Origin of the sequence: Gracilibacillus halotolerans, from assembly GCF_014206945.1 — a bacterium.
Lineage (GTDB): Bacteria > Bacillota > Bacilli > Bacillales > Amphibacillaceae > Gracilibacillus > Gracilibacillus halotolerans.
This window is the reverse complement of sequence record NZ_JACHON010000017.1, coordinates 50520-69220: the sequence shown is the minus strand read 5'-3', so window position 1 is coordinate 69220 and position 18701 is coordinate 50520. Positions and strand designations below refer to the sequence as shown.

Sequence of the window (18701 nt, the reverse complement as noted above, 5' to 3'; positions counted from 1 at the left end):
ACCTCCTTGATTACAATTGGACGAATTCGATTTCCATGTTTTCTTTTAAAGGATTCCCAATGTTGATGGTTGTCAAAAAAGATTTGTTTTAATATGTTTTTCTTCATACTATAAAGATACCACAGTCATAAAGACTGTGGTAGAGAAAAAAACGACCCAGATTTTTATACTTTCTTATCTTTTAAGAAAAGCATCATCATCATGCCGATGATAATGCTTTTTTGCTCTCTCTTATTGCATTGTTATCTGTTTTTTCTTGGAGCTTCAGAGCCCGTTTGTATAAATGGTAATATCCATAAAAGCCAACTATAACAGGGATTACACCACAGTATAAAAAGAAAACAACAGGATGTATCTGATAAAGAGTATAGAGACCAACACCCGATACACCTATTGTCGATATTGTATAATGGGGAAATAAAAGGCCTATGATTACCGACTTTTTTAACGATGCTCCGAATTTCAATTTCAAATGTACTGTATCCGCACAAAACGCGTTGACAATCGCAAAAAGAAAGATAGTTATTACAAAGTAAACGTAAAACATACCAGATTTAAATTCAATTTGAGCTAATTGATAGTTAATTACCCATATAACCGAGAAACCAGTAAACAAACAACCCACTATCATACTACGTAAATAATTTTCCTTGTACGCCATCCAAAAAAACGAAATTGTTTTCTTTTCCCTATTACCAATCACCCATTGCCTTACCACTGCATAGAGAGCAGTAGTAGCAGGGAAAAATATGAAAGGGAGCAGGAACAAGATAACATATACTAAATGATAGAGTTCATCCATCGTACGGACTGTCAAACTGGCAAAAATAATATATATAATAGGCAAATTATATCCCAACCATACTATATTTGCCATCATAAACCTTGTGCCCCAGTTCAACATTTGATATAGCTTACTATCGATGCTTAACATGATACCCACTCCCTTTAGCGAAACTAATCAATCATAGAAAAATTGTTTATTCTTCTAATGTACTCAAATTTTCTTGCCATTTAGCTGTTTGGAATTCTAGCAGCTTCTCATAACCAACATCCTGCGCCGATTTCTCCGCATTTTGCATAATTTTCTCTACTTCTTCATCACTCTGCGCATATACAGCCTGTGCTCTTGCTTCTTCAAATATCTCTCCAATTCGCTGTTGAATAATACCTTCTTCACTTTCCGGAAGAGGAGAAATATTTAAATACTGTGTTGCATCGTACTGTGTTTCCCATGTAATAGTATGCTGCCATTGTGTCGTCCAGTTCTGTTTGTCCTCTGGCAATGTTAGTTCAAATTCTGCCTTCGCTGTGTCAAGGAAGTTAGAGTTTCCATTCCATTGGAAATTAACTGTGTCCTCTTCTACTTTTGCTAAGCCTTCTGCATCCTCATAATACTTCTCCGTAAATTGAGGAAGCCCTTGATCATTGAAGCCATCCCAGTATTCACCCTCAGGTCCGAAAATTAAAGAGGACTGCCCTTCAGGACCAGTTAACCAATCTAAAAATGCAAACACTTTCTCTGGATCCTCTGCAGATTTTGTTATAACACTTACGTTCCAACCCATCATATTATAAGAGCCAGGATAAATTTCATTTTTATCAAGGCCTTCTTCATGAATAGGCCATATCATGAAGTAACCGCCATCTGGATCTTGTTCTTGTAAATGATAATGTCCACTTCTTGCATAATCTGTCGGACTAGCTCCGGCATAAACTGCAATTTGGCCAGATGAAACTTTTTCTCTCACCATATCCGCATCCTGTGTTAACGCATCCTGAGTCATTAACCTCTCACGGAATAGCTTGCTTACATATTTTAATGATTCTACATATGCCTCGTCAGTAAAAATAGAAGATAGCTTATCGCCATTCGGAACTGCTACATTGTTAATGTTAGCTGGTGATTCACCTTCAGCAAATGCTGAATAAAGAACGTTAATTCCTTGTCCATCTATATCCGTTTCAAATGGAACAACATCTGGATAATTTTCTTTTACTAACTTAAGATACTCATACAAATCTTCCGTTGTTTCCAAGGAAGGAGAGCCTAACTCTTCATAAATGCCTTTGTTTACTACGTATCCTGCATTACCAAACGGCTGAGAGTTATACCAGTTAGGGAACTGATAAAGCTTCCCATCCTCTGAGCGAAGCATGTTAATTCCTTGCTCGCCAAACCAATCTCTAAGATTCGTATACTTGTCTAAGTATGGGTCCAATGCTACTAGCTGCCCACCCTCACGCAAACGTTCAACAGTTGCACCTCGATCCGTCCAAATAAAATCTGGCAATTCACCTGAAACTATCATTGTTGTCAATTTCTGTTCTGCATTACCGCCACTATCAATAGATGAAATATTTACTTTTTTATTTTCCTTTATCCATTCAGTAGCTACGTCAGCTCCCCATTGAGGCATTGTGTACCAATCATAATTACCAAACATCGTAATATCGAGAGGTTCTTCCCCTAGAACGAAAACATCTCCGTCCTCTTCTGCACTTCCGTCGTCACCATTATTCTCTTCATTTTTGTCTTTTGTGTCGTCACTGCCAGTAGATTCGTTGTCACCACAAGCAGCTAGGACCCCTGCAACAGTTAACATTAACACAAATAACAAAAGCAGTTTCTTTTTCAAAACTTCCTCTCCCCTTTTTTCTGATTTTAATCGATAAAACAATGAGTGAAAAAACTATTCTTTTAACGAGCCGATTAACACCCCCTTTACGAAGTGCTTTTGAATAAATGGATATACTAAAATGATCGGAATGGTCGCAACCATCATTGTAGCCATTTGTAATGATTTCCCTGTTACTTTAGCAGCCTCCATCATATGAGAAAGAGCACCTGCATCAAGCTGTCCCATTTGTGAGGTAACCGTGTTCGAGTTGATAACCTGACGGAGCAGCGTCTGTATTGGTATCAAATTTTCAGACGTTATATAAATACTTGGGAAAAACCAGTCATTCCAGTGAAACACTGCAGTAAACAAAGAAAGCGTTGCAATTACCGGTCCGGAAAGCGGGACTATAATCCGGAAGAATATTTGCCAATTGCCGGCTCCGTCTATTTTCGCCGATTCTTCTAAGCCGTTTGGTAGCTGCTGGAAAAAGGTTCGAAAAATAATCATATTCCATACTAAAACGAGTGTTGGTAGAATCATTGCCCAGAAGGAATCCATTAATCCCAACCCTTTAACTAAAACGAAAGTCGGGATTAAGCCACCACTGAAAAACATTGTCAGCAAACAGAAAATCATAAAGAATTTTCGTCCGATTAACTCCTTTTTTGATAACCCATAAGCTAATAGAGCAGTAACAAGCACGGATAAAAACGTCCCTACAACGGTTCGTAGTATGGTGACGAGAAAAGCGTTAAGTAGACGTTTATCTTGGAATACAACTTCATAGTTTTCCCATGTAAATTCACGTGGCCAAAATGTTACTCCCCCAAGCATTGTGTCTTTCCCCTCATTTAAGGAAATAACAAATGAATTCCAGAATGGGTAGAAGGTCACAAATGCTAAAAAGATTAAAAAGAAATATATAAAGCCAATCATAATGCGATCAGAAAACGTTGGTTTTATCACTTTGAATCACTCCTTAGTCTGTCTTACCATAGACTGTTTCCACTGCGTCTTGCCAAGTAATTTGCTAATGTCAGCAACCCTAAACTGATTACTGCTTTAAAAAGACCAATAGCTGTTGCGTAAGAATATCTTGCACTTCCAATACCGACTCGATAGACATATGTATCGATAACGTCTGAAACGGAACGAAGAATCGCCGCATCCCCTAACAGAAGTAAATCTTCAAATCCAGCATTCAAAAGGTTTCCAATTTCTAAAATCATAAAAATTACGATGATAGGCATAATGGATGGAATCGTTACCAAAAACATCTGTTTAAAGCGACTCGCTCCATCTAATGAAGCAGCTTCATACAATTGCGGGCTAACTCCAGCAATTGCTGCCATAAAAACAATCGAGTTAAATCCTATCGTCTTCCATAGGTTTGTTGTAACGATAATCGTCCAGAAATATTCCGGCTTTGATAAAAAATTAATAGGTTCATCTATAATATTCAGTTTTTCTAATGCCATGTTTAAACTTCCATTGTCTGTTGACAGCATAGACATCGCAAAACCTGCAACAATCACCCAAGATAAGAAATGCGGCAAATACGTAACAGTCTGCACAGTACGCTTAAATGCCATATTCTTTATTTCGTTCAGCATTAACGCTAACAAAATAGGTGCCGGGAAGCAGATAAGAATTTTAAACAAACTAAGCACAATCGTATTTCTCATGATTTCTACAAATCTCGGATCGTTAAAAAACATAGAGAAGTGCTTTAAACCAACCCATTCACTCTTCATCATGCCTTCAAATATGTTGTAATCCTGAAAGCTCATTAATACTCCATACATTGGGATATAGTTAAAAACCAAGATAAAAAGAAGACCTGGTATAACCATCAATTGCAAATCAAACTGTTTAAAGTATTGTACAAACTTTCCTTTCTTTCTTTTTTTTACACCACCAGATAACGCCTGTGGTTCCGCTTTCATATTTTTACCCCCTTCAATCACCTTCCTGATAGCCTCTAAATGATGTGATAAAAAAGCTATTTTCATAAATATCTATGAACGAGACTCAACTAGCCGATTAGCAAATGAATTTTTTAATAACATTTTTGCTTCTAAAATAATCGTTCATAACACCCTTTTAAAAAACAGCTTAGAGAAAAGGAAGATGCAGACTTACTCATACTGGATAAGTAAACTATACCAATTACTTTTAAATAATGCAATAGTTTTTTCAGACTATTTTAAATTCATCTATGAGTTTTTACTCATTTTTGCAATAATCTATTGATTTATACATTTATTTCACATAGAATTCATATTGTAAGTGCTTACAGGAAATAGAAATGAAGGGAGGTTAGTCATAACCTTATTATTTTTTCTTTATAAAATGTATAGACATCTAGTGGTTAAATTAAAGGAGGAAACAAAAATGACCATACCAATTTTAGATGCAAAAAAAGTTATAAGACTCAGCCTTTCTATCGCAGCTTTATTTCTAGTTTCCCTATTCTTTGCAAATATGGTTTCTGCTCATGGATATGTCAGCAAACCAGAGAGTCGTGCATTACTTTGCGCTGACGGAGTTAACTATGATTGTGGCGCTGTTGTATATGAACCTCAAAGCTTAGAGGGACCAGGGAATTTCCCTGAAGCAGGTGTACCTGATGGGCAAATCGCAAGTGCAGGAGGAGTGTTCCCTAAGCTAGATGAACAATCAGCAGACCGCTGGGCGAAGGTTCCTATTTCTAGCGGACCATATGCATTTGAATGGACATTAACTGCTGCACACGCAACAGCCAATTGGGATTATTACATTACAAAAGAAGGGTGGGACCCGAACGATCCATTGGAGAGATCAGATTTTGAATTGTTCTGTAGCATTGATGACAACGGAAAAAGACCAGATTTTACTGTAACTCACAACTGTGATATCCCAGATCGCTCAGGCTACCATGTTATTTTTGCATACTGGGAAGTATATGATACAGCAAACGCCTTCTATCAAGTCATTGATGTAACATTTGATGGTGAAGGAGAAGTACCTGGACCTGACCCTGGCGACGGAGAAGATAATGGCGACAACGAAGCACCAGCATGGGATGCTAACGCTGTCTACTTAAGTGGTGACAAAGTATCTTATAACGGTTTAATCTATGAAGCTAAATGGTGGTCACAAAACGATGTACCTGGAGAGACTTCTGTCTGGGAACTAGTTGGCGAAGGCGAAGAGGAACCACCGACAGAAACTGACCCACCAGAAGAAACAGATCCACCTGTTGATTCAGACTATCCAGCATGGTCTACTGACACCATCTATCTTGGCGGCGATCGAGTAACACATGACGGACAGACATATGAGGCTCTTTGGTGGACACTAGGTGAAAATCCCACTAATAGCAACGTATGGATTCAAATATAAAAAAATGACTAAAGGACGATTCAATGTGTCTTAGCAACATTCTCCTATTCCGAATATCGAAATTTTCACCCTAAAGGATTTTCATAGTTTTTTTAGTGAGTGCACAATTCAAGACCATTGGATCTATGTTAAAAATTCAACGCATGAAATCAATGTTTTCACATTCGATTTCATGCGTTTTTTCACTTCGTTTTATTGGAGGTCTAAATTATATAATTCTTTCAGGTCAAACTCAAAGCAAAGAAGAAGGGTTCAAATTAAAGATGTGTTAAAAGCAGCGGAATTCCAGAGGCAACTTACCATTATATTGGTATAACCATGTACGATTAAAGCAAAATTGACTGTAATAAGTCCGGTCCAATACCGAAATCAATCCAGCCAATCGGCTTCATAATTAAAACTCTAACTTTAGGGATGCAGTACCTATCGAAAATCGATGATTGGGACTTTTTTCGTTACTATAACTAGTTGTAGACAAGTACTGCTATCAATCAATTACAGGATAACACAATTGTTATTTCTGCTCCTAATTCATCATTCTCTTCATTTTTCCATTATCTGATTCAATACTGGTTGACCTAATATTTTAACAGCGCCTACGGCTTTTTCATAAAACTTAACAGGCCCAGCATCGCCAATTATAGCGTACGCATAGCCCATATGTTTCATTTCAAGCAAGCTATATAACAAGAGTTGAAATCCGATACCCTGACCTCTAGCAGATCGTCTGACACCTGTCGGACCAAAAAAGCTACGAAACGTCGTATCATAACAGGCAAAACCTAATATCTCACCATTTTTCACAGCAATAAAGCATTTCGAAGGCGAAATTGAACAGGCGATATCACATTCATTCGCCCAACCATCTGAAAAGTGTTCTCTCACCCATGTCACAACTTCACTTTTCTCAGGTGGTAGTACTTTACGTATGGAGTAATCTTCGTTATTTGCAAGTTGATCCTCTGGCAGCCTATACAAATTAACGAGCATATCCGTCATTTAGACTCACCCTCTCGTTATTCACCCATTCATTACACATAAACATGTAGGCTGATACACGGAATAGCTTACATTTTCAAAATACAGATTTCCAGCTTCATCAATTGAAAAAACAGTTATATTGTCTGTATGCTCATTTGCCACTAACAAAAACTTTCCATCTGGTGTAATAACAAAGTTTCTAGGCCATTCACCTAAGACAGAAGTATCGTCGGAGCACACCAAGGTTCCATCTTCCATCACTTGAAAAGAAGTTATGACATTATCCCCTCTATTGGAAACATACAAAAAATCACCATTCGGGCTTAAATGAATGTCCGCACTATAATTCACTTTAGCTTGTTGAGCAGAAAGCGCATTTATTTCTTGTATAGGCTCTAGCTCTTCGGATTCTTCATTAAATCGAAAAACAGAAACTGTCGAACTGAATTCATTAGCTACATACAGAATAGATTTAGCTTCATGATACTCTACATGTCTAGGTCCTGAACCTTTCGTTACATCGATTGTATTGATTAGCCTCAGTTTTTTATTGATTCGATCCAACTCAAAGAGATACAGTTTATCCTTCCCTAAATCAGCTACTATATATATGCCACTGTCCCCCAACGGATAGCAAATATGCGGATGCGAGACTTTTCCCACTGCTCCATCATGATAAAAAGATATTCTGTCACTGTATTCCTTGATACCACCATTCGTATCTAAAGGATGTAGCGAAAGACTCCCTCCGCCGTAATTGGTAATGAAGAGGAAGTCCCCAGAAGAATCCTTACTTACATAACAAGGACCGTTATCCCCTGTAGACCTCCTGCTTATTTCTACTAATTCTTCACCCACCTGATAGCTGATCACTAACCCATCTACTGTCTCACTAATCGCGTAGCATACTTTTTTAACAGAATCATAGGTGAGATAGGATGGTGCATCTATTCCATTTACCCCTTTTACTTTTCTCATTTCCTTTGATGTTGCATCCCATTCTAGTAGCTGAATTGCTTCATCTTCTTCCGAACCATAAGAACCTACTAAAATTCTATATTTCCCATTTCTTTCAGCCAAAACGTTACCCCCAATAACTCTTTAATAGATCGGTAACACGTGGAAGAACACGTTAGGTGTAGCGATTCGGTAATAATAACTACTCCACCCTAACCCTGATGTTTTGTCTAAGTTACTATTATACGGAAGTCTCTCTTGCTCTAATTCTTCGATTTTGTCTAGATTCCCATCCACATAGTCTGTTAATCGCTCGATAGCAGTAGCAAGTCGAGAAATCAATCCGCCATACCTAATATCAAGTACTTCCCACCCAAATGGTTTATTTAATGTCAGCCACTGCACTTTGTGAGCTTGTTTTAACGCTTCAACGCGCCTCATGATTTTTGGTAATTCCGTTGTTGCAATTTCACGAAGCTCTTCTTTGTCATTACCATCATATGCAGTCTTTAACCTTATTCCCACTTGCGCTTTTTTAGCAAGAACTGCCGCTAGTTTTTCTGGTACATCTAAGATAAAGTCCAGCTCTCTCGATGCATCTCGTGAGCTTGCTATTTTTTGTGACAATTGCTCATAATGAGCACCAACCTCCAAGCCCTCAATATGCTTATCGAACAAACCAAGCAGAACATCCTGCCATAACAGGAATTTAGAAGGATTCGTTTGATCAGAGCTGCCTTCCTCTACACCTGGTATATTATCTAGCTGATCGAAATACATGTACGTTTCTGCATCTAAACCTGTACAGAATTTCAGACGCTCATGCCACTTTTCTTCGTCGACGGTTTTACTATATTGATGCTCCGCGTAATATTGCAAACCAAGCATTGCAGCAAAATAATTACTTTCAAACCCATCGTCTCCCCACATCGTAACGAAGACATCACGCACTCCCTCTTCTTTACACGCAAGAAGCGCTGCCTCACTCGCTTTTAGGGACAACGTATAGTTGACACCGAACGTATTCCAAACCCAAATTCCCCCGGCAAAAACAGGCGTTCCACTAATTTCCTTATGCTTCTTTATCAACGATTTGTAGTCCTGTACGTCTGTATGATAATAATCCCAGAATACAAGGTCCACGTTTTTCGGGACGAGATTTTTTAAATCGTCGGAGATTTGGATATCCATGTCATATTGATCAATACCTGAGTCTGATGCCAGCTTTAAAAACATGTCACTCCACATCATCGGCTCTAGACCCTTTTCATTAACAATAGCTAAAATCCGCTTCAAGTGACTAACCATCAACTCTAGTCGATCCTTGTGGCCGAATTTATTTAGGTAGATTCCTCTTCCCAATTCCTCCGCTTCATCCATCCCGATATGAATGCGATTTGTACGGAAAGGTTTTGTAGCTGCTTCTATCATTCTTTTAGTAAATTCATAGGTAGATTCCTCTCCTACTAAAAGAATACCCCTCGTATCCTTTAAGTTCGCTACAGCTTCCCATTTTAAAAATTCTTCTAAGTGAGCAAGTGTCTGAATACTCGGAATTAGTTCAATGGATAGCTCCGCTGCATAGTCATCTAACTGCCTAAGCTCTTCCTCTGAATATCGCCCACGCATGTAACCAAAATATGGTTCATCCGCAATTTCGTAAGTATCTTCCATATAAAGCATAGCGGAATTAAAACCCATCAACGAAAGCTTGCGTAGCATTCCCTTGAAGGCCTCTATATTCATTACTGTATTTCTTGAAAGGTCAAACATCGGTCCAACTGTACGGAATTGAGCAGATTCTCTTAAGAAAAAGGTTTCATTCCTTTTCATATTTTCTATGAATAAGCTAAATGCGCGGTAAAAATTATACTCATTATCACTACAGGAAATTAACCCTTGTCCATTTTCATAACGAATAACCGTTTCTTCATTATTATTCATTTCGATAACGAGCGGAATTCCCCCATCACTTAAGTGAAAGTTAATCTCCTTTTTAAGCTCCTTCAATCCAGGTACATATCGCTCATAATCACCTTTTAACGCTATCTCCACTTACATCACCCTTCCTTTATAACATCATCTATATTTACCTATCCTTTCACCGCACCTGAAGTAGCACCCTTCTCAAATGTTTTTTGCGCAAAGAGATAGAAAATTAATACCGGAATTATCGTCATTGCGATAGCAGCTGTCATCAATCCATAATCAGTTCCGTATTGAGAGCTTACATTAGACAGCAAAACAACAATTGGCGCAACTTTTTCCTGTGATACAAGAACAAGTGAGGAGAATAAATCATTATAGGACCATAAGAAAACGAAAGTTCCTACTGTTGCAAATGACGGTAAAGATATAGGCAGGAACACCTTCGTAAACATCTTCAGTCTGTTACAACCATCCATTACAGCTGCTTCCTCCAACTCCTTCGGTATCGTTGCCATATAGCCACTAATAACTAAAATAGCAAACGGTAAGTTTCCAGCCGTTTGTGGAATAATCAATGCCGCATGTGTATTCACGAGCTCCATACCAATCATCATTCTATATACAGGTACGATTGTCGCAAATGACGGAATAAGCAAACTCGCAACTAATAACGTCTGCAAAACTCCTCTCAGCTTAAAGTTCATCCTAGCCATCGCAAAAGCAGCAAGGCCACCTAATGCTAATACTAGGATAACGACAGATCCAGAAATAATGAAACTATTAATATAGCTTTTTCCTATATTGACCGTTTCAAAAGCATTAATATAGTTATCTAACGTCGGATCTGATGGTAGACTAAACGTATTCGATATTATTTCATCAGATTGTTTAAATGAGTTTAGAAACACCCAAGCTAATGGGAAAATAGTTGTCATGGACCAGGATATAAGCACGACGTAAACAAGTATCATGCCTAATTTGGAAGAAAAAATACTCTGCTGTAGATTCTCCCAAAATGTAAGCCTTAATTTCCCTTCATCCTTCAACTTTCAGCACCTCTTTCTGTTAATATGTGACTTCATCCCTCTTCAATAACTTATTCGTAATAAATGCTAGTAACAAACCAAGCACAACAATTAAGACAGCTATGGTAGCACCATAACCCATCGCAGTATCCTCAAATGCTTTTTGATACATGTATGTACCTAAAACTTCCGAGGAATCACCAGGTCCACCCCTTGTGATAATATACACAAGTTCGAATATTTTTAGCGTCCCGGTAATCGCTAAGACAATACATGTTTTTAAGTCACTTAGAATAAGAGGAATAGTCAGCTTAAACATTTTTTGCGGTCCTGTAATTCCCTCAAGCTTTGCTGCTTCATAAAAATCATTCGGAATTTTCTGAATAGCAGTTAGTAAAATAACGAAGTAAAAGCCTACATAGTTCCATACAGTTGGAATGGCTACCATATATAACGAAGATTGCTCTGTTAGCCATAGCACTCTTTCGAGACCAAGACTCACCAAAATCTCATTTAGTAAACCATTACGATAGTTATAGATCAAAGTGAACATTAAGCCAATTGCCGCTCCAGAGATAACAATCGGGAAAAAGAAAGCCGTTCGGAAGAATCCAGCCCCTCTTCTGATTGCATCTACCATGATAGCTAAAACGAGAGCAAATCCAACTTGAAAAATCGTAACATACACTATGAGCTCTAAAGAGTTTAATGTTGCAACTCTAGCCGTCTCATCACTAAATAATCGGATATAGTTATCAAATCCTATAAAAGTAGAATTAAAGAATCCATCCGTCTTGTAAAAGCTTTGTAGTAAGTTTTCAAAGAATGGATAATATAAAAACATTCCCGCGATTAAGAAGGCTGGTGCTAAAAACAGAACTGCGTATAATCTATCACCTTTCATGGGATCCTCCTTTATTATCATATATTGCCGTTATGAAGCATAACGGCAATATACAACATAGTTATTCGATTTCAATTATTATTCAGCCAATTCTGCTGCTTCATCAAGCACTTGCTGACCTGTCTTCTCACCAAATACAATGGCTGGAACATTCGTACGGGCATGAGTGAAAGATTCAGGGTAAATTCTGTCATTGATCGGTAATTCTACCGCTGGTGCATTCGTAACAAGATCATGACCTGCTTTAATATGTGCTGGTAAGTCTGTTAATTCCCCTTTTGCAGGAGGCTGTCCTGTTGCTTCAGCAATACGTAGTATTGTTTCTTCTGATGTAATATAGTTAAACAATTTCACTACTGCATCACGAGTATCTTCATTTTCATAAGATTTCGTACTAATAAACCAAGCCTGTGAAGCACCACCAACAATTGATCCCGTTTCGCTTGGGTCCGCTTTAATAGGCATAGGAAGTACAGTCACTTTATCACCAAGTCCCGCTTCTTCTAATTGACCCCAGAACCAAGACCCCTCAAAAATCATTGCCGCTTGCTCACGCTTAAACATATCCTGTGCCATCGCTAAATCGATTGTTGCTGCATCTTGAGGAAATGCACCTAATCCAGCATGTTCACCAATTAAATCCAACGCTTCTGCCCAAGATGCTGGCTTATCTGAAATGTCTTTTTTGTAATCTTCCATTCCACCAGCTGCCAAAGCATAATGTTCCACTACATAGTAAGAATCTTCTGTAGAAGCAGCTACTGGAATAATATCTGTTTCAGCAAAAGCTTTGATTGCAGCTTCATACTCTTCCCAAGTAGCAGGAAGCGCTACCCCATGCTCTTCAAATAAAGCAGTGTTTACAAAGATAGCTTCATAAAAACCAGATTGTGGAGCTGCATAAATATTGCCATCATCATTACGCTGCTGTTCTAACATAGAGTTAAAACCAGATAAATCTACTCCCTCAGCATCTTCTAAACTAACTACTTTCCCTTCATCGATAATACCCTCAGCATCCACTGTATTGAAATAGAACATTAGATCAGGCTCATTCCCTGAAGAGAAATCTGTATTAATTTTTGTGCGAATTGTTCCAGCATCCGCAGACTGAGAATCATTCACAATCGTAATGTGATTATTTTCCTCTTGGAAATCATCCAACACTGCTTGGAACACTTCACCCGCCGGATCAGTACCAGCCATTGTTGTAACAACTCTTAATTCTACTTCTTCTGTCTTTGTCCCTTCTTCTTTATCGTTATCGTCAGATGTGTTGTCACCAGATGAATCTGAATCCGTTCCGCCACAAGCGATTAAGACTAATGACATAACTAAAAGTGCAAGAATTAAAAAGAACTTTTTCATGTAATCAACCCCTCTGTAATTTTAACAACAATATAGTTGTCTATACCTAATTTATAACGCTTTCATTTATTTGTCAATACAATTTTATGATATTTATATAAAATGTTATTACATTTACCGAATTGTATGAATCAGAAGTACGTTTAATTTTTTTCAGCAAACATTATAGTTCTGATTGTTCACTATCAGTCATCTTATAGAGTTGCCTATCATACCATACCAATAACATATGTATATACCAGTTATTACCCCTTCAAATATAGCTGTTCTAAAAAAGATTTATCTAACATGTATTTAGGTATAGACAACATATTTATTAATTGGTATTCTAAGATTGAAGTGACTAATCTTATCAATTGATAGGTTACTATAGTAAGATCTTTAACAGGAGATAAAGTAAAATAGACAACTATTGGAGAAAGAGGTTTTATAAATGATAGACAAGCAATCACCAATTCCTATTTATCACCAATTAGAGGAACAAATTAAGAAAAAAATAGAATCAGGTGAATATTCACCAGGCGATTCTATCCCTTCAGAGAGGGAGTATGCAGAGGAGCTTGGCATTAGCCGGATGACAGTTAGACAAGCAATTACGAATCTTGTAAATGAACAATACCTACATCGCATTAAAGGAAAAGGTACTTTTATTGCTGAACAAAAGCTGGAGCAGAAACTAACAGGTTTAACGAGTTTTACTGAGGATATGCTAGCAAGAGGGATGACACCAAGTAATAAGCTTATTCATTTTGAAATTATTCCAGCAAAGGAAAGCTTAGCAAAAGAACTTGATATCCGTGAGCATTCCCCAATCTATGAAATAACAAGAGTACGATTAGCGGAAAATGTGCCTATGGCATTAGAAAAGACATATATTTCAGCCAATCTAATCAAAGGTCTTACAGAAAAGATTGTACAAGCCTCTCTTTATCAATATATTGAAGAAGAATTGGATTTAAAAATTGGCAAGGCAAGTCAAGTTATTGAGGCATCTCTCGCAAACAAAGAAGAGATTGAGCTATTAGACATAGACAAACACTCACCTATTCTCTTAATGAAAAGAATTACTCATTTAGAGGACGGAAATCCATTTGAGATTGTGAAATCCTCTTATCGTGCTGATCGATACAAATTTATGATTGATTTAGAACGTTAACTATAATAAATAATTTTGAAAAACGTTTCTGATTTCCAAAATCATACACTTAATGTAAATGGATGCTATATTATGCTTCTAAAATATATTTAGAAAGGTTGTGTAGATATTGTCTAATCCCTCAACAGAAGCGAAAAATGTACAGTCAGAAAAAATTGATGAATTATCTTCTTTGGAGATAATAAACATAATGAATCTCGAAGACAAAATTGTAATCGATGCCATCCACAAAGTACAGACCGAGATAGCCACAGCTGTAGATTTGATTATAGCAAGATGGAAGAAAGGAGGCAGAGTATTTATAGCTGGTGCAGGCACTAGCGGAAGAATCGGCATACTAGATGCAGTAGAATTAGAGCCAACATTTTCTGTAGAACCCAAACGATGGATTGGTCTGATTGCTGGTGGCAAGGAAGCAATGTGGAGAACACTTGAACAACACGAAGATAATGCAAATGAAGTAGTCGAGGAATTAAAGCAGTATAACTTTAACGAAAAGGATACTATTATTGCGATTAGTGCAAGCGGATCAACACCTTATTCCGTGTCAGCCCTTACATATGGAAAGGAAAAAAATGCAGCTACTATTTCTATTAGTTGTAATCAAAATACTATCTCCACATCTATAAGTGATATAGGCATCGAATTACTTACTGGACCTGAAATTATTAGAGGCTCTACAAGACTAAAGGCAGGAACAGCACAGAAGATGGTAATGAATATGATTTCAACAGGGGTAATGATAAGACTCGGCAAAGTTTATCATAACGAAATGGTAGATATGAAAATCATTAATAAGAAGCTTAGGAATAGAGCGAAAGTCATGCTTATGGAACTCTCTAACATAAACGAACAAAAAGCTGATTACCTTCTCAAGCTTACAGATAACCAATTAAAGCCAGCACTATTTATGGCTATTACAGATTCAACATTAAATGAAGCTAATCATTACTTAACAGCTGCTGACGGCCACTTAAAAAATGCGTTAAAACGCTATTATTAAATAATCATTTTTATTAATAGAGAAACTGAATTCATTATATAACTAATGGTTTAGTTTCTTTTTCTAATGTTTCATTTTCTTTACAATGCATGATACATTCTCTTATTAGCTTGAAAGTTGTCCATACCTATTATAAAATTTGTATTGAAATGTATGTTATTTGGTATATAACATATTGAACAATTCTATTAAGGAGCTAATAATGAAGAAAAATCAGTCGCTACACGCACACATAAAAAATGAACTTTTGTCTCGTATTAAATCGAATCAATACAAAAAAGGAGAAAAGATCCCAACCGAATTGGAGTTATGTGAACAATTTAATGTAAGTAGGACGACTGTACGAGCTGCATTGAATCAGCTTACTTTGGAAGGTTATTTGGAAAGAGTACAAGGAAGAGGTACATTCGTTGCAGATAAGAAGATAAATCAAACATTGACTCAGACAGTGAAACGATATGTTGACCAAATAGAGGTACAAGGAAAAACGGCAGAAATTATTCTTGTCAATCTCTCCGTTATTCCAGCTACTGAAATTATACAAAAACATTTAGATGTAGCATTAAATGATCCTATACAACGGATTGAGCGAATTAGAAAAGCGAACAATGCACCTACACAATATGAAATCTCCTACATTCCCTGGAAAATTGCACCTGGTATAAATCAACTACATGCAGAAACATCTCTTTATCAATCTTTAGAGAAAGATTATAATGTTTTTCTTAAAAAAACAACGGAATTTGTCGAAATTGTATTAGCAGATGAAACAACTTCAGACTACTTGGGTTGTGAACTTGGATCCCCTTGCTTTTATATTGAAACAATTGCAGAGGATAAAGACGGTGAAAAAATAGAATACTCACAATCCTATTTTCGAGGAGATCGAACAAATTTTGTTATTGAAAGATATTATCCTGGAAACTCAAATGAGAATTGATCTGTTAAACAGCGCAAATATAAATAGTATTTAAAGCTTATAATTCCAATCATTTAATTGACATGATTGGAATTATTTTTATGTTTGATTATCTACTCTCGTGGAATGTGAAAGATAAGTGAAACGAAAACACGGAGGGATACAATGAAACATCAGGAAGTTATTGAGATATTACATGAATGCATGGTTGCTTGTAATTATTGCTATGACGCTTGTTTACAAGAAGACCATACTCATCATATTGCGGAATGCATTCGTTTAGATCGAGAATGTGCAGATATGTGTAACTATTTAGAAAGCGCGATTGCTAGAAACTCACCTTTCATTCAAGAACTAGCAGCTGTTTGCGTGAAAATATGTGAGGCATGTGGGGAAGAATGCAAGCAGCATGATATGGACCACTGCCAACAATGTGCAGACGCTTGTTTTCAATGTGCCAATGCGTGTAGACAATTAGTTTAATACGGTAACATAAGAAAGGATGATATTCGTGCATTGGGATACTAATGATTATCCGAGTTCACTAAAATATTTAGATGTCGAAGTCCGCAAAAAGGCTATCGAGATTGCCAATGCGATGGTAGATGAAGGCTACGAAGAAGGTACAGCTATTCCGATTGCAACTGACCAAGCAAAAGAATGGTATGAAAATGCATCTAAAAAGGAGAAAAATCAGATTAAGAATAAAAGTGATAAAGATCTGCGCACAAGAGATAGCAATAAAACTAACAGTCGACCTGAGTTACAAGACAAAGAGGAGTTAGTTATTAAAAGAGAAGATGGCTGGGCAGTCCAAGCGGAAGATGCCAAAAGAGCTTCTGATGTATTTGATAAAAAAGAGGACGCCATTAACCGCGCCAAAGAAATTGCTGAAAACAAAGGAACAGATGTAAATGTGAAGGACTGATGAAGGCGACCTTTCCATCTTCGGTCGCCTTAACTTTTGCAATTATCTACCAAGCATCCACCCGAACCACGCGAGAAGTAGTCCACCACCATAAGTCATCACGTTGTACCATATAAAAAATCGGTGCTTTTTTTCCTTATGCAACAGTATTCCTTCCAATTTAAAGGTAGAAAAGGTCGTAAACGCACCCATAAATCCTGTGCCCGCCAACAGAAACATAGAAGAATTCAGTTCCAAACCAAATAAAAATCCAAGTAAAAATGACCCTATCATATTAACTAGCCAAGTTGCCAATGGAAAATCCGATTGATTATCTAATTGATTGCTAACAAAGTATCTAGCCATTGCACCAAAGAAGCCACCAATACCTACGAATAAAACACTTACCATTCTTAAGATTTCTCCTTTTTTTCAGCTACAAGCAAACCTAAACGACACATAGAAATTCCACCAAATAGACTAATCAAGATATAAATAAACCCTAAAAAAAAATGATGTTTCTCGAACATAGTAATTGTTTCTAAACTGACAGCTGAAAAAGTCGTAAAGGAACCAATTAAGCCTGTATTGATTGCAGTTTGATAGATAGAATGAATCGGATACTTCTTAAAGATATAAAAAGTGATAAATGGCAAACAGAAACAGCCGATTAAATTAACAAAAATAGTAGCGACTGGCAATACTGTCGGATGGAACGGAGATAAAACGAGACTTAAAGTAAACCTTAATATAGACCCAATAAATCCCGCTATACCTACCAATAGATATGTCATGATAACGCCCTCTCTTTACTTAAAACAGAAGTTCGCCTCTATGTATTATATATCTATTTGTTCTGACATCCAACTTGTCACTCACTACTCAATCTTACTGTAGGATATTAAATCTAATATTGGTCATCATAATTTGTATCATGCCATGCATCCAGGTGATCGTCATAGTCATCCTCTAGATAATCATCTACCATATCTAACGGGTCATCGACTACTCCATGATAATAAATATCCGTATTCATATCTGTCCCAACATCTCGATAAGAATCTGAAAATTGATGTATAGAGTCATCCAGCAGACTATTCAAAGGCTCTGTCGCTAAATTAGACTGTTCATCAAAATTTCGTTGTTGTTCATCAACTTGTTCTTGAAACAAACGTTGCTGTTCATCGACTTGTTCTTGAAATAGACGTTGTTGCTCGTCGTAAAGACGTTGCTCCTCCTCCATTTGCTCTCTCCATACCCGTTCTTCCTCCAAACGGATTTCATCCCCTACATGCTCTCTTATTTGATTTTCACTTCTTGGTTCATCTGCTTGATGAATAGAATTGACATGATCCGTACGTTGACTAGACTCCTGACTTGAAGAATTTCCGGTCAAATCTACTATTTGATTAAATGCAGCTCCTAACCTTAAAATACCAATTGCTAATATAATCCATTCCATTCTTATCTCTCCTATCTTCTGTATAAAATCTAAATCTAGTATAATAGAATTAGACATTTCTTCTTAGTACAGTTTGTATACA

At 37.0% G+C, this 18701-nt stretch carries 19 protein-coding genes; 6 read left to right on the top strand and 13 right to left on the bottom strand.

Annotated features, from left to right (window positions below):
* Nucleotides 1–199: 199 nt before the first annotated feature.
* The 4 genes from GGQ92_RS13230 to GGQ92_RS13215 all read right to left on the bottom strand — a co-directional run bounded on the left by GGQ92_RS13230 (nt 200) and on the right by GGQ92_RS13215 (nt 4477).
* Nucleotides 200–934: a YesL family protein gene (locus tag GGQ92_RS13230; RefSeq protein WP_184249802.1), complete on the bottom strand. Its 735-nt coding sequence runs from the start codon at nt 932–934 to the stop codon at nt 200–202.
* A gap of 46 nt (nt 935–980) precedes the next feature.
* Entirely contained in the window at nt 981–2606 is a 1626-nt protein-coding gene (locus GGQ92_RS13225; RefSeq protein ID WP_184249816.1) for an extracellular solute-binding protein, read from the bottom strand.
* Nucleotides 2607–2693: 87 nt separating this feature from the next.
* Nucleotides 2694–3560: a carbohydrate ABC transporter permease gene (locus GGQ92_RS13220; RefSeq protein ID WP_221437322.1), complete on the bottom strand. Its 867-nt coding sequence runs from the start codon at nt 3558–3560 to the stop codon at nt 2694–2696.
* Between the two features lie 53 nt (nt 3561–3613).
* On the bottom strand, nt 3614–4477 hold the full coding sequence (locus GGQ92_RS13215) for an ABC transporter permease (RefSeq protein WP_425486414.1): 864 nt from the start codon (nt 4475–4477) through the stop codon (nt 3614–3616).
* A 541-nt stretch (nt 4478–5018) separates the two neighbouring features.
* On the opposite strand from GGQ92_RS13215, the gene GGQ92_RS13210 reads away from it, so the two are divergent.
* Nucleotides 5019–6008 (top strand): lytic polysaccharide monooxygenase, encoded by a 990-nt coding sequence (locus GGQ92_RS13210; protein ID WP_184249793.1) that lies wholly within the window; start codon nt 5019–5021, stop codon nt 6006–6008.
* 543 nt (nt 6009–6551) lie between these two features.
* Here the strand turns inward: GGQ92_RS13210 and GGQ92_RS13205 are convergent.
* The 6 genes from GGQ92_RS13205 to GGQ92_RS13180 all read right to left on the bottom strand — a co-directional run bounded on the left by GGQ92_RS13205 (nt 6552) and on the right by GGQ92_RS13180 (nt 13172).
* On the bottom strand, nt 6552–7007 hold the full coding sequence (locus tag GGQ92_RS13205) for a GNAT family N-acetyltransferase (protein ID WP_184249790.1): 456 nt from the start codon (nt 7005–7007) through the stop codon (nt 6552–6554).
* A gap of 21 nt (nt 7008–7028) precedes the next feature.
* Nucleotides 7029–8069, bottom strand: a complete 1041-nt coding sequence (locus GGQ92_RS13200; protein ID WP_184249786.1) for a lactonase family protein — start codon at nt 8067–8069, stop codon at nt 7029–7031.
* Nucleotides 8070–8090: 21 nt separating this feature from the next.
* Nucleotides 8091–10001, bottom strand: coding sequence for a family 20 glycosylhydrolase (locus GGQ92_RS13195; protein WP_184249781.1), 1911 nt, complete (start codon nt 9999–10001; stop codon nt 8091–8093).
* A 38-nt stretch (nt 10002–10039) separates the two neighbouring features.
* Nucleotides 10040–10921, bottom strand: coding sequence for a carbohydrate ABC transporter permease (locus GGQ92_RS13190; protein WP_246384442.1), 882 nt, complete (start codon nt 10919–10921; stop codon nt 10040–10042).
* A 19-nt stretch (nt 10922–10940) separates the two neighbouring features.
* Nucleotides 10941–11804, bottom strand: coding sequence for a carbohydrate ABC transporter permease (locus GGQ92_RS13185; RefSeq protein WP_184249778.1), 864 nt, complete (start codon nt 11802–11804; stop codon nt 10941–10943).
* 78 nt (nt 11805–11882) lie between these two features.
* A complete protein-coding gene (locus tag GGQ92_RS13180; RefSeq protein ID WP_184249775.1) occupies nt 11883–13172 on the bottom strand; it encodes an ABC transporter substrate-binding protein in 1290 nt (429 codons plus the stop codon).
* Nucleotides 13173–13605: 433 nt separating this feature from the next.
* Between GGQ92_RS13180 and GGQ92_RS13175 the strand changes: the two genes are divergently transcribed.
* From GGQ92_RS13175 to GGQ92_RS13155, 5 genes are all read left to right on the top strand, one after another.
* Entirely contained in the window at nt 13606–14328 is a 723-nt protein-coding gene (locus GGQ92_RS13175) for a GntR family transcriptional regulator (RefSeq protein WP_184249772.1), read from the top strand.
* Between the two features lie 109 nt (nt 14329–14437).
* A complete protein-coding gene (gene murQ, locus GGQ92_RS13170; RefSeq protein ID WP_184249769.1) occupies nt 14438–15331 on the top strand; it encodes an N-acetylmuramic acid 6-phosphate etherase in 894 nt (297 codons plus the stop codon).
* Between the two features lie 202 nt (nt 15332–15533).
* Nucleotides 15534–16271 (top strand): GntR family transcriptional regulator, encoded by a 738-nt coding sequence (locus tag GGQ92_RS13165; RefSeq protein WP_184249766.1) that lies wholly within the window; start codon nt 15534–15536, stop codon nt 16269–16271.
* Nucleotides 16272–16415: 144 nt separating this feature from the next.
* Complete coding sequence (locus GGQ92_RS13160) at nt 16416–16733, top strand: four-helix bundle copper-binding protein (RefSeq protein ID WP_184249763.1); 318 nt, start codon at nt 16416–16418, stop codon at nt 16731–16733.
* 28 nt (nt 16734–16761) lie between these two features.
* Nucleotides 16762–17178, top strand: a complete 417-nt coding sequence (locus GGQ92_RS13155; protein WP_343068831.1) for a DUF2188 domain-containing protein — start codon at nt 16762–16764, stop codon at nt 17176–17178.
* Between the two features lie 42 nt (nt 17179–17220).
* On the opposite strand, the gene crcB (GGQ92_RS13150) is transcribed toward GGQ92_RS13155, so the two are convergent.
* From crcB (GGQ92_RS13150) to GGQ92_RS13140, 3 genes are all read right to left on the bottom strand, one after another.
* Nucleotides 17221–17568 carry a fluoride efflux transporter CrcB gene (gene crcB / locus GGQ92_RS13150; protein WP_184249757.1) on the bottom strand — a complete coding sequence of 116 codons (348 nt, stop codon included), beginning with the start codon at nt 17566–17568 and terminating at the stop codon, nt 17221–17223.
* Between the two features lie 2 nt (nt 17569–17570).
* Nucleotides 17571–17951 (bottom strand): fluoride efflux transporter CrcB, encoded by a 381-nt coding sequence (crcB, locus tag GGQ92_RS13145; protein ID WP_184249754.1) that lies wholly within the window; start codon nt 17949–17951, stop codon nt 17571–17573.
* 113 nt (nt 17952–18064) lie between these two features.
* Nucleotides 18065–18619 (bottom strand): hypothetical protein, encoded by a 555-nt coding sequence (locus GGQ92_RS13140; RefSeq protein WP_184249751.1) that lies wholly within the window; start codon nt 18617–18619, stop codon nt 18065–18067.
* Nucleotides 18620–18701: the final 82 nt, after the last annotated feature.

Coding starts and splice junctions, on each gene's coding strand:
- GGQ92_RS13230 (WP_184249802.1), bottom strand. CDS start 934: ATGTTAAGCATCGATAGTAAGCTATATCAAATGTTGAACTGGGGCACA.
- GGQ92_RS13205 (WP_184249790.1), bottom strand. CDS start 7,007: ATGACGGATATGCTCGTTAATTTGTATAGGCTGCCAGAGGATCAACTT.
- crcB (WP_184249754.1), bottom strand. CDS start 17,951: ATGACATATCTATTGGTAGGTATAGCGGGATTTATTGGGTCTATATTA.
- GGQ92_RS13165 (WP_184249766.1), top strand. CDS start 15,534: ATGAAGAAAAATCAGTCGCTACACGCACACATAAAAAATGAACTTTTG.
- GGQ92_RS13140 (WP_184249751.1), bottom strand. CDS start 18,619: ATGGAATGGATTATATTAGCAATTGGTATTTTAAGGTTAGGAGCTGCA.
- GGQ92_RS13180 (WP_184249775.1), bottom strand. CDS start 13,172: ATGAAAAAGTTCTTTTTAATTCTTGCACTTTTAGTTATGTCATTAGTC.
- GGQ92_RS13185 (WP_184249778.1), bottom strand. CDS start 11,804: ATGAAAGGTGATAGATTATACGCAGTTCTGTTTTTAGCACCAGCCTTC.
- GGQ92_RS13225 (WP_184249816.1), bottom strand. CDS start 2,606: ATGTTAACTGTTGCAGGGGTCCTAGCTGCTTGTGGTGACAACGAATCT.
- GGQ92_RS13215 (WP_425486414.1), bottom strand. CDS start 4,477: ATGGTTATACCAGGTCTTCTTTTTATCTTGGTTTTTAACTATATCCCA.
- GGQ92_RS13220 (WP_221437322.1), bottom strand. CDS start 3,560: ATGATTGGCTTTATATATTTCTTTTTAATCTTTTTAGCATTTGTGACC.
- GGQ92_RS13210 (WP_184249793.1), top strand. CDS start 5,019: ATGACCATACCAATTTTAGATGCAAAAAAAGTTATAAGACTCAGCCTT.
- crcB (WP_184249757.1), bottom strand. CDS start 17,568: ATGGTAAGTGTTTTATTCGTAGGTATTGGTGGCTTCTTTGGTGCAATG.
- GGQ92_RS13175 (WP_184249772.1), top strand. CDS start 13,606: ATGATAGACAAGCAATCACCAATTCCTATTTATCACCAATTAGAGGAA.
- GGQ92_RS13160 (WP_184249763.1), top strand. CDS start 16,416: ATGAAACATCAGGAAGTTATTGAGATATTACATGAATGCATGGTTGCT.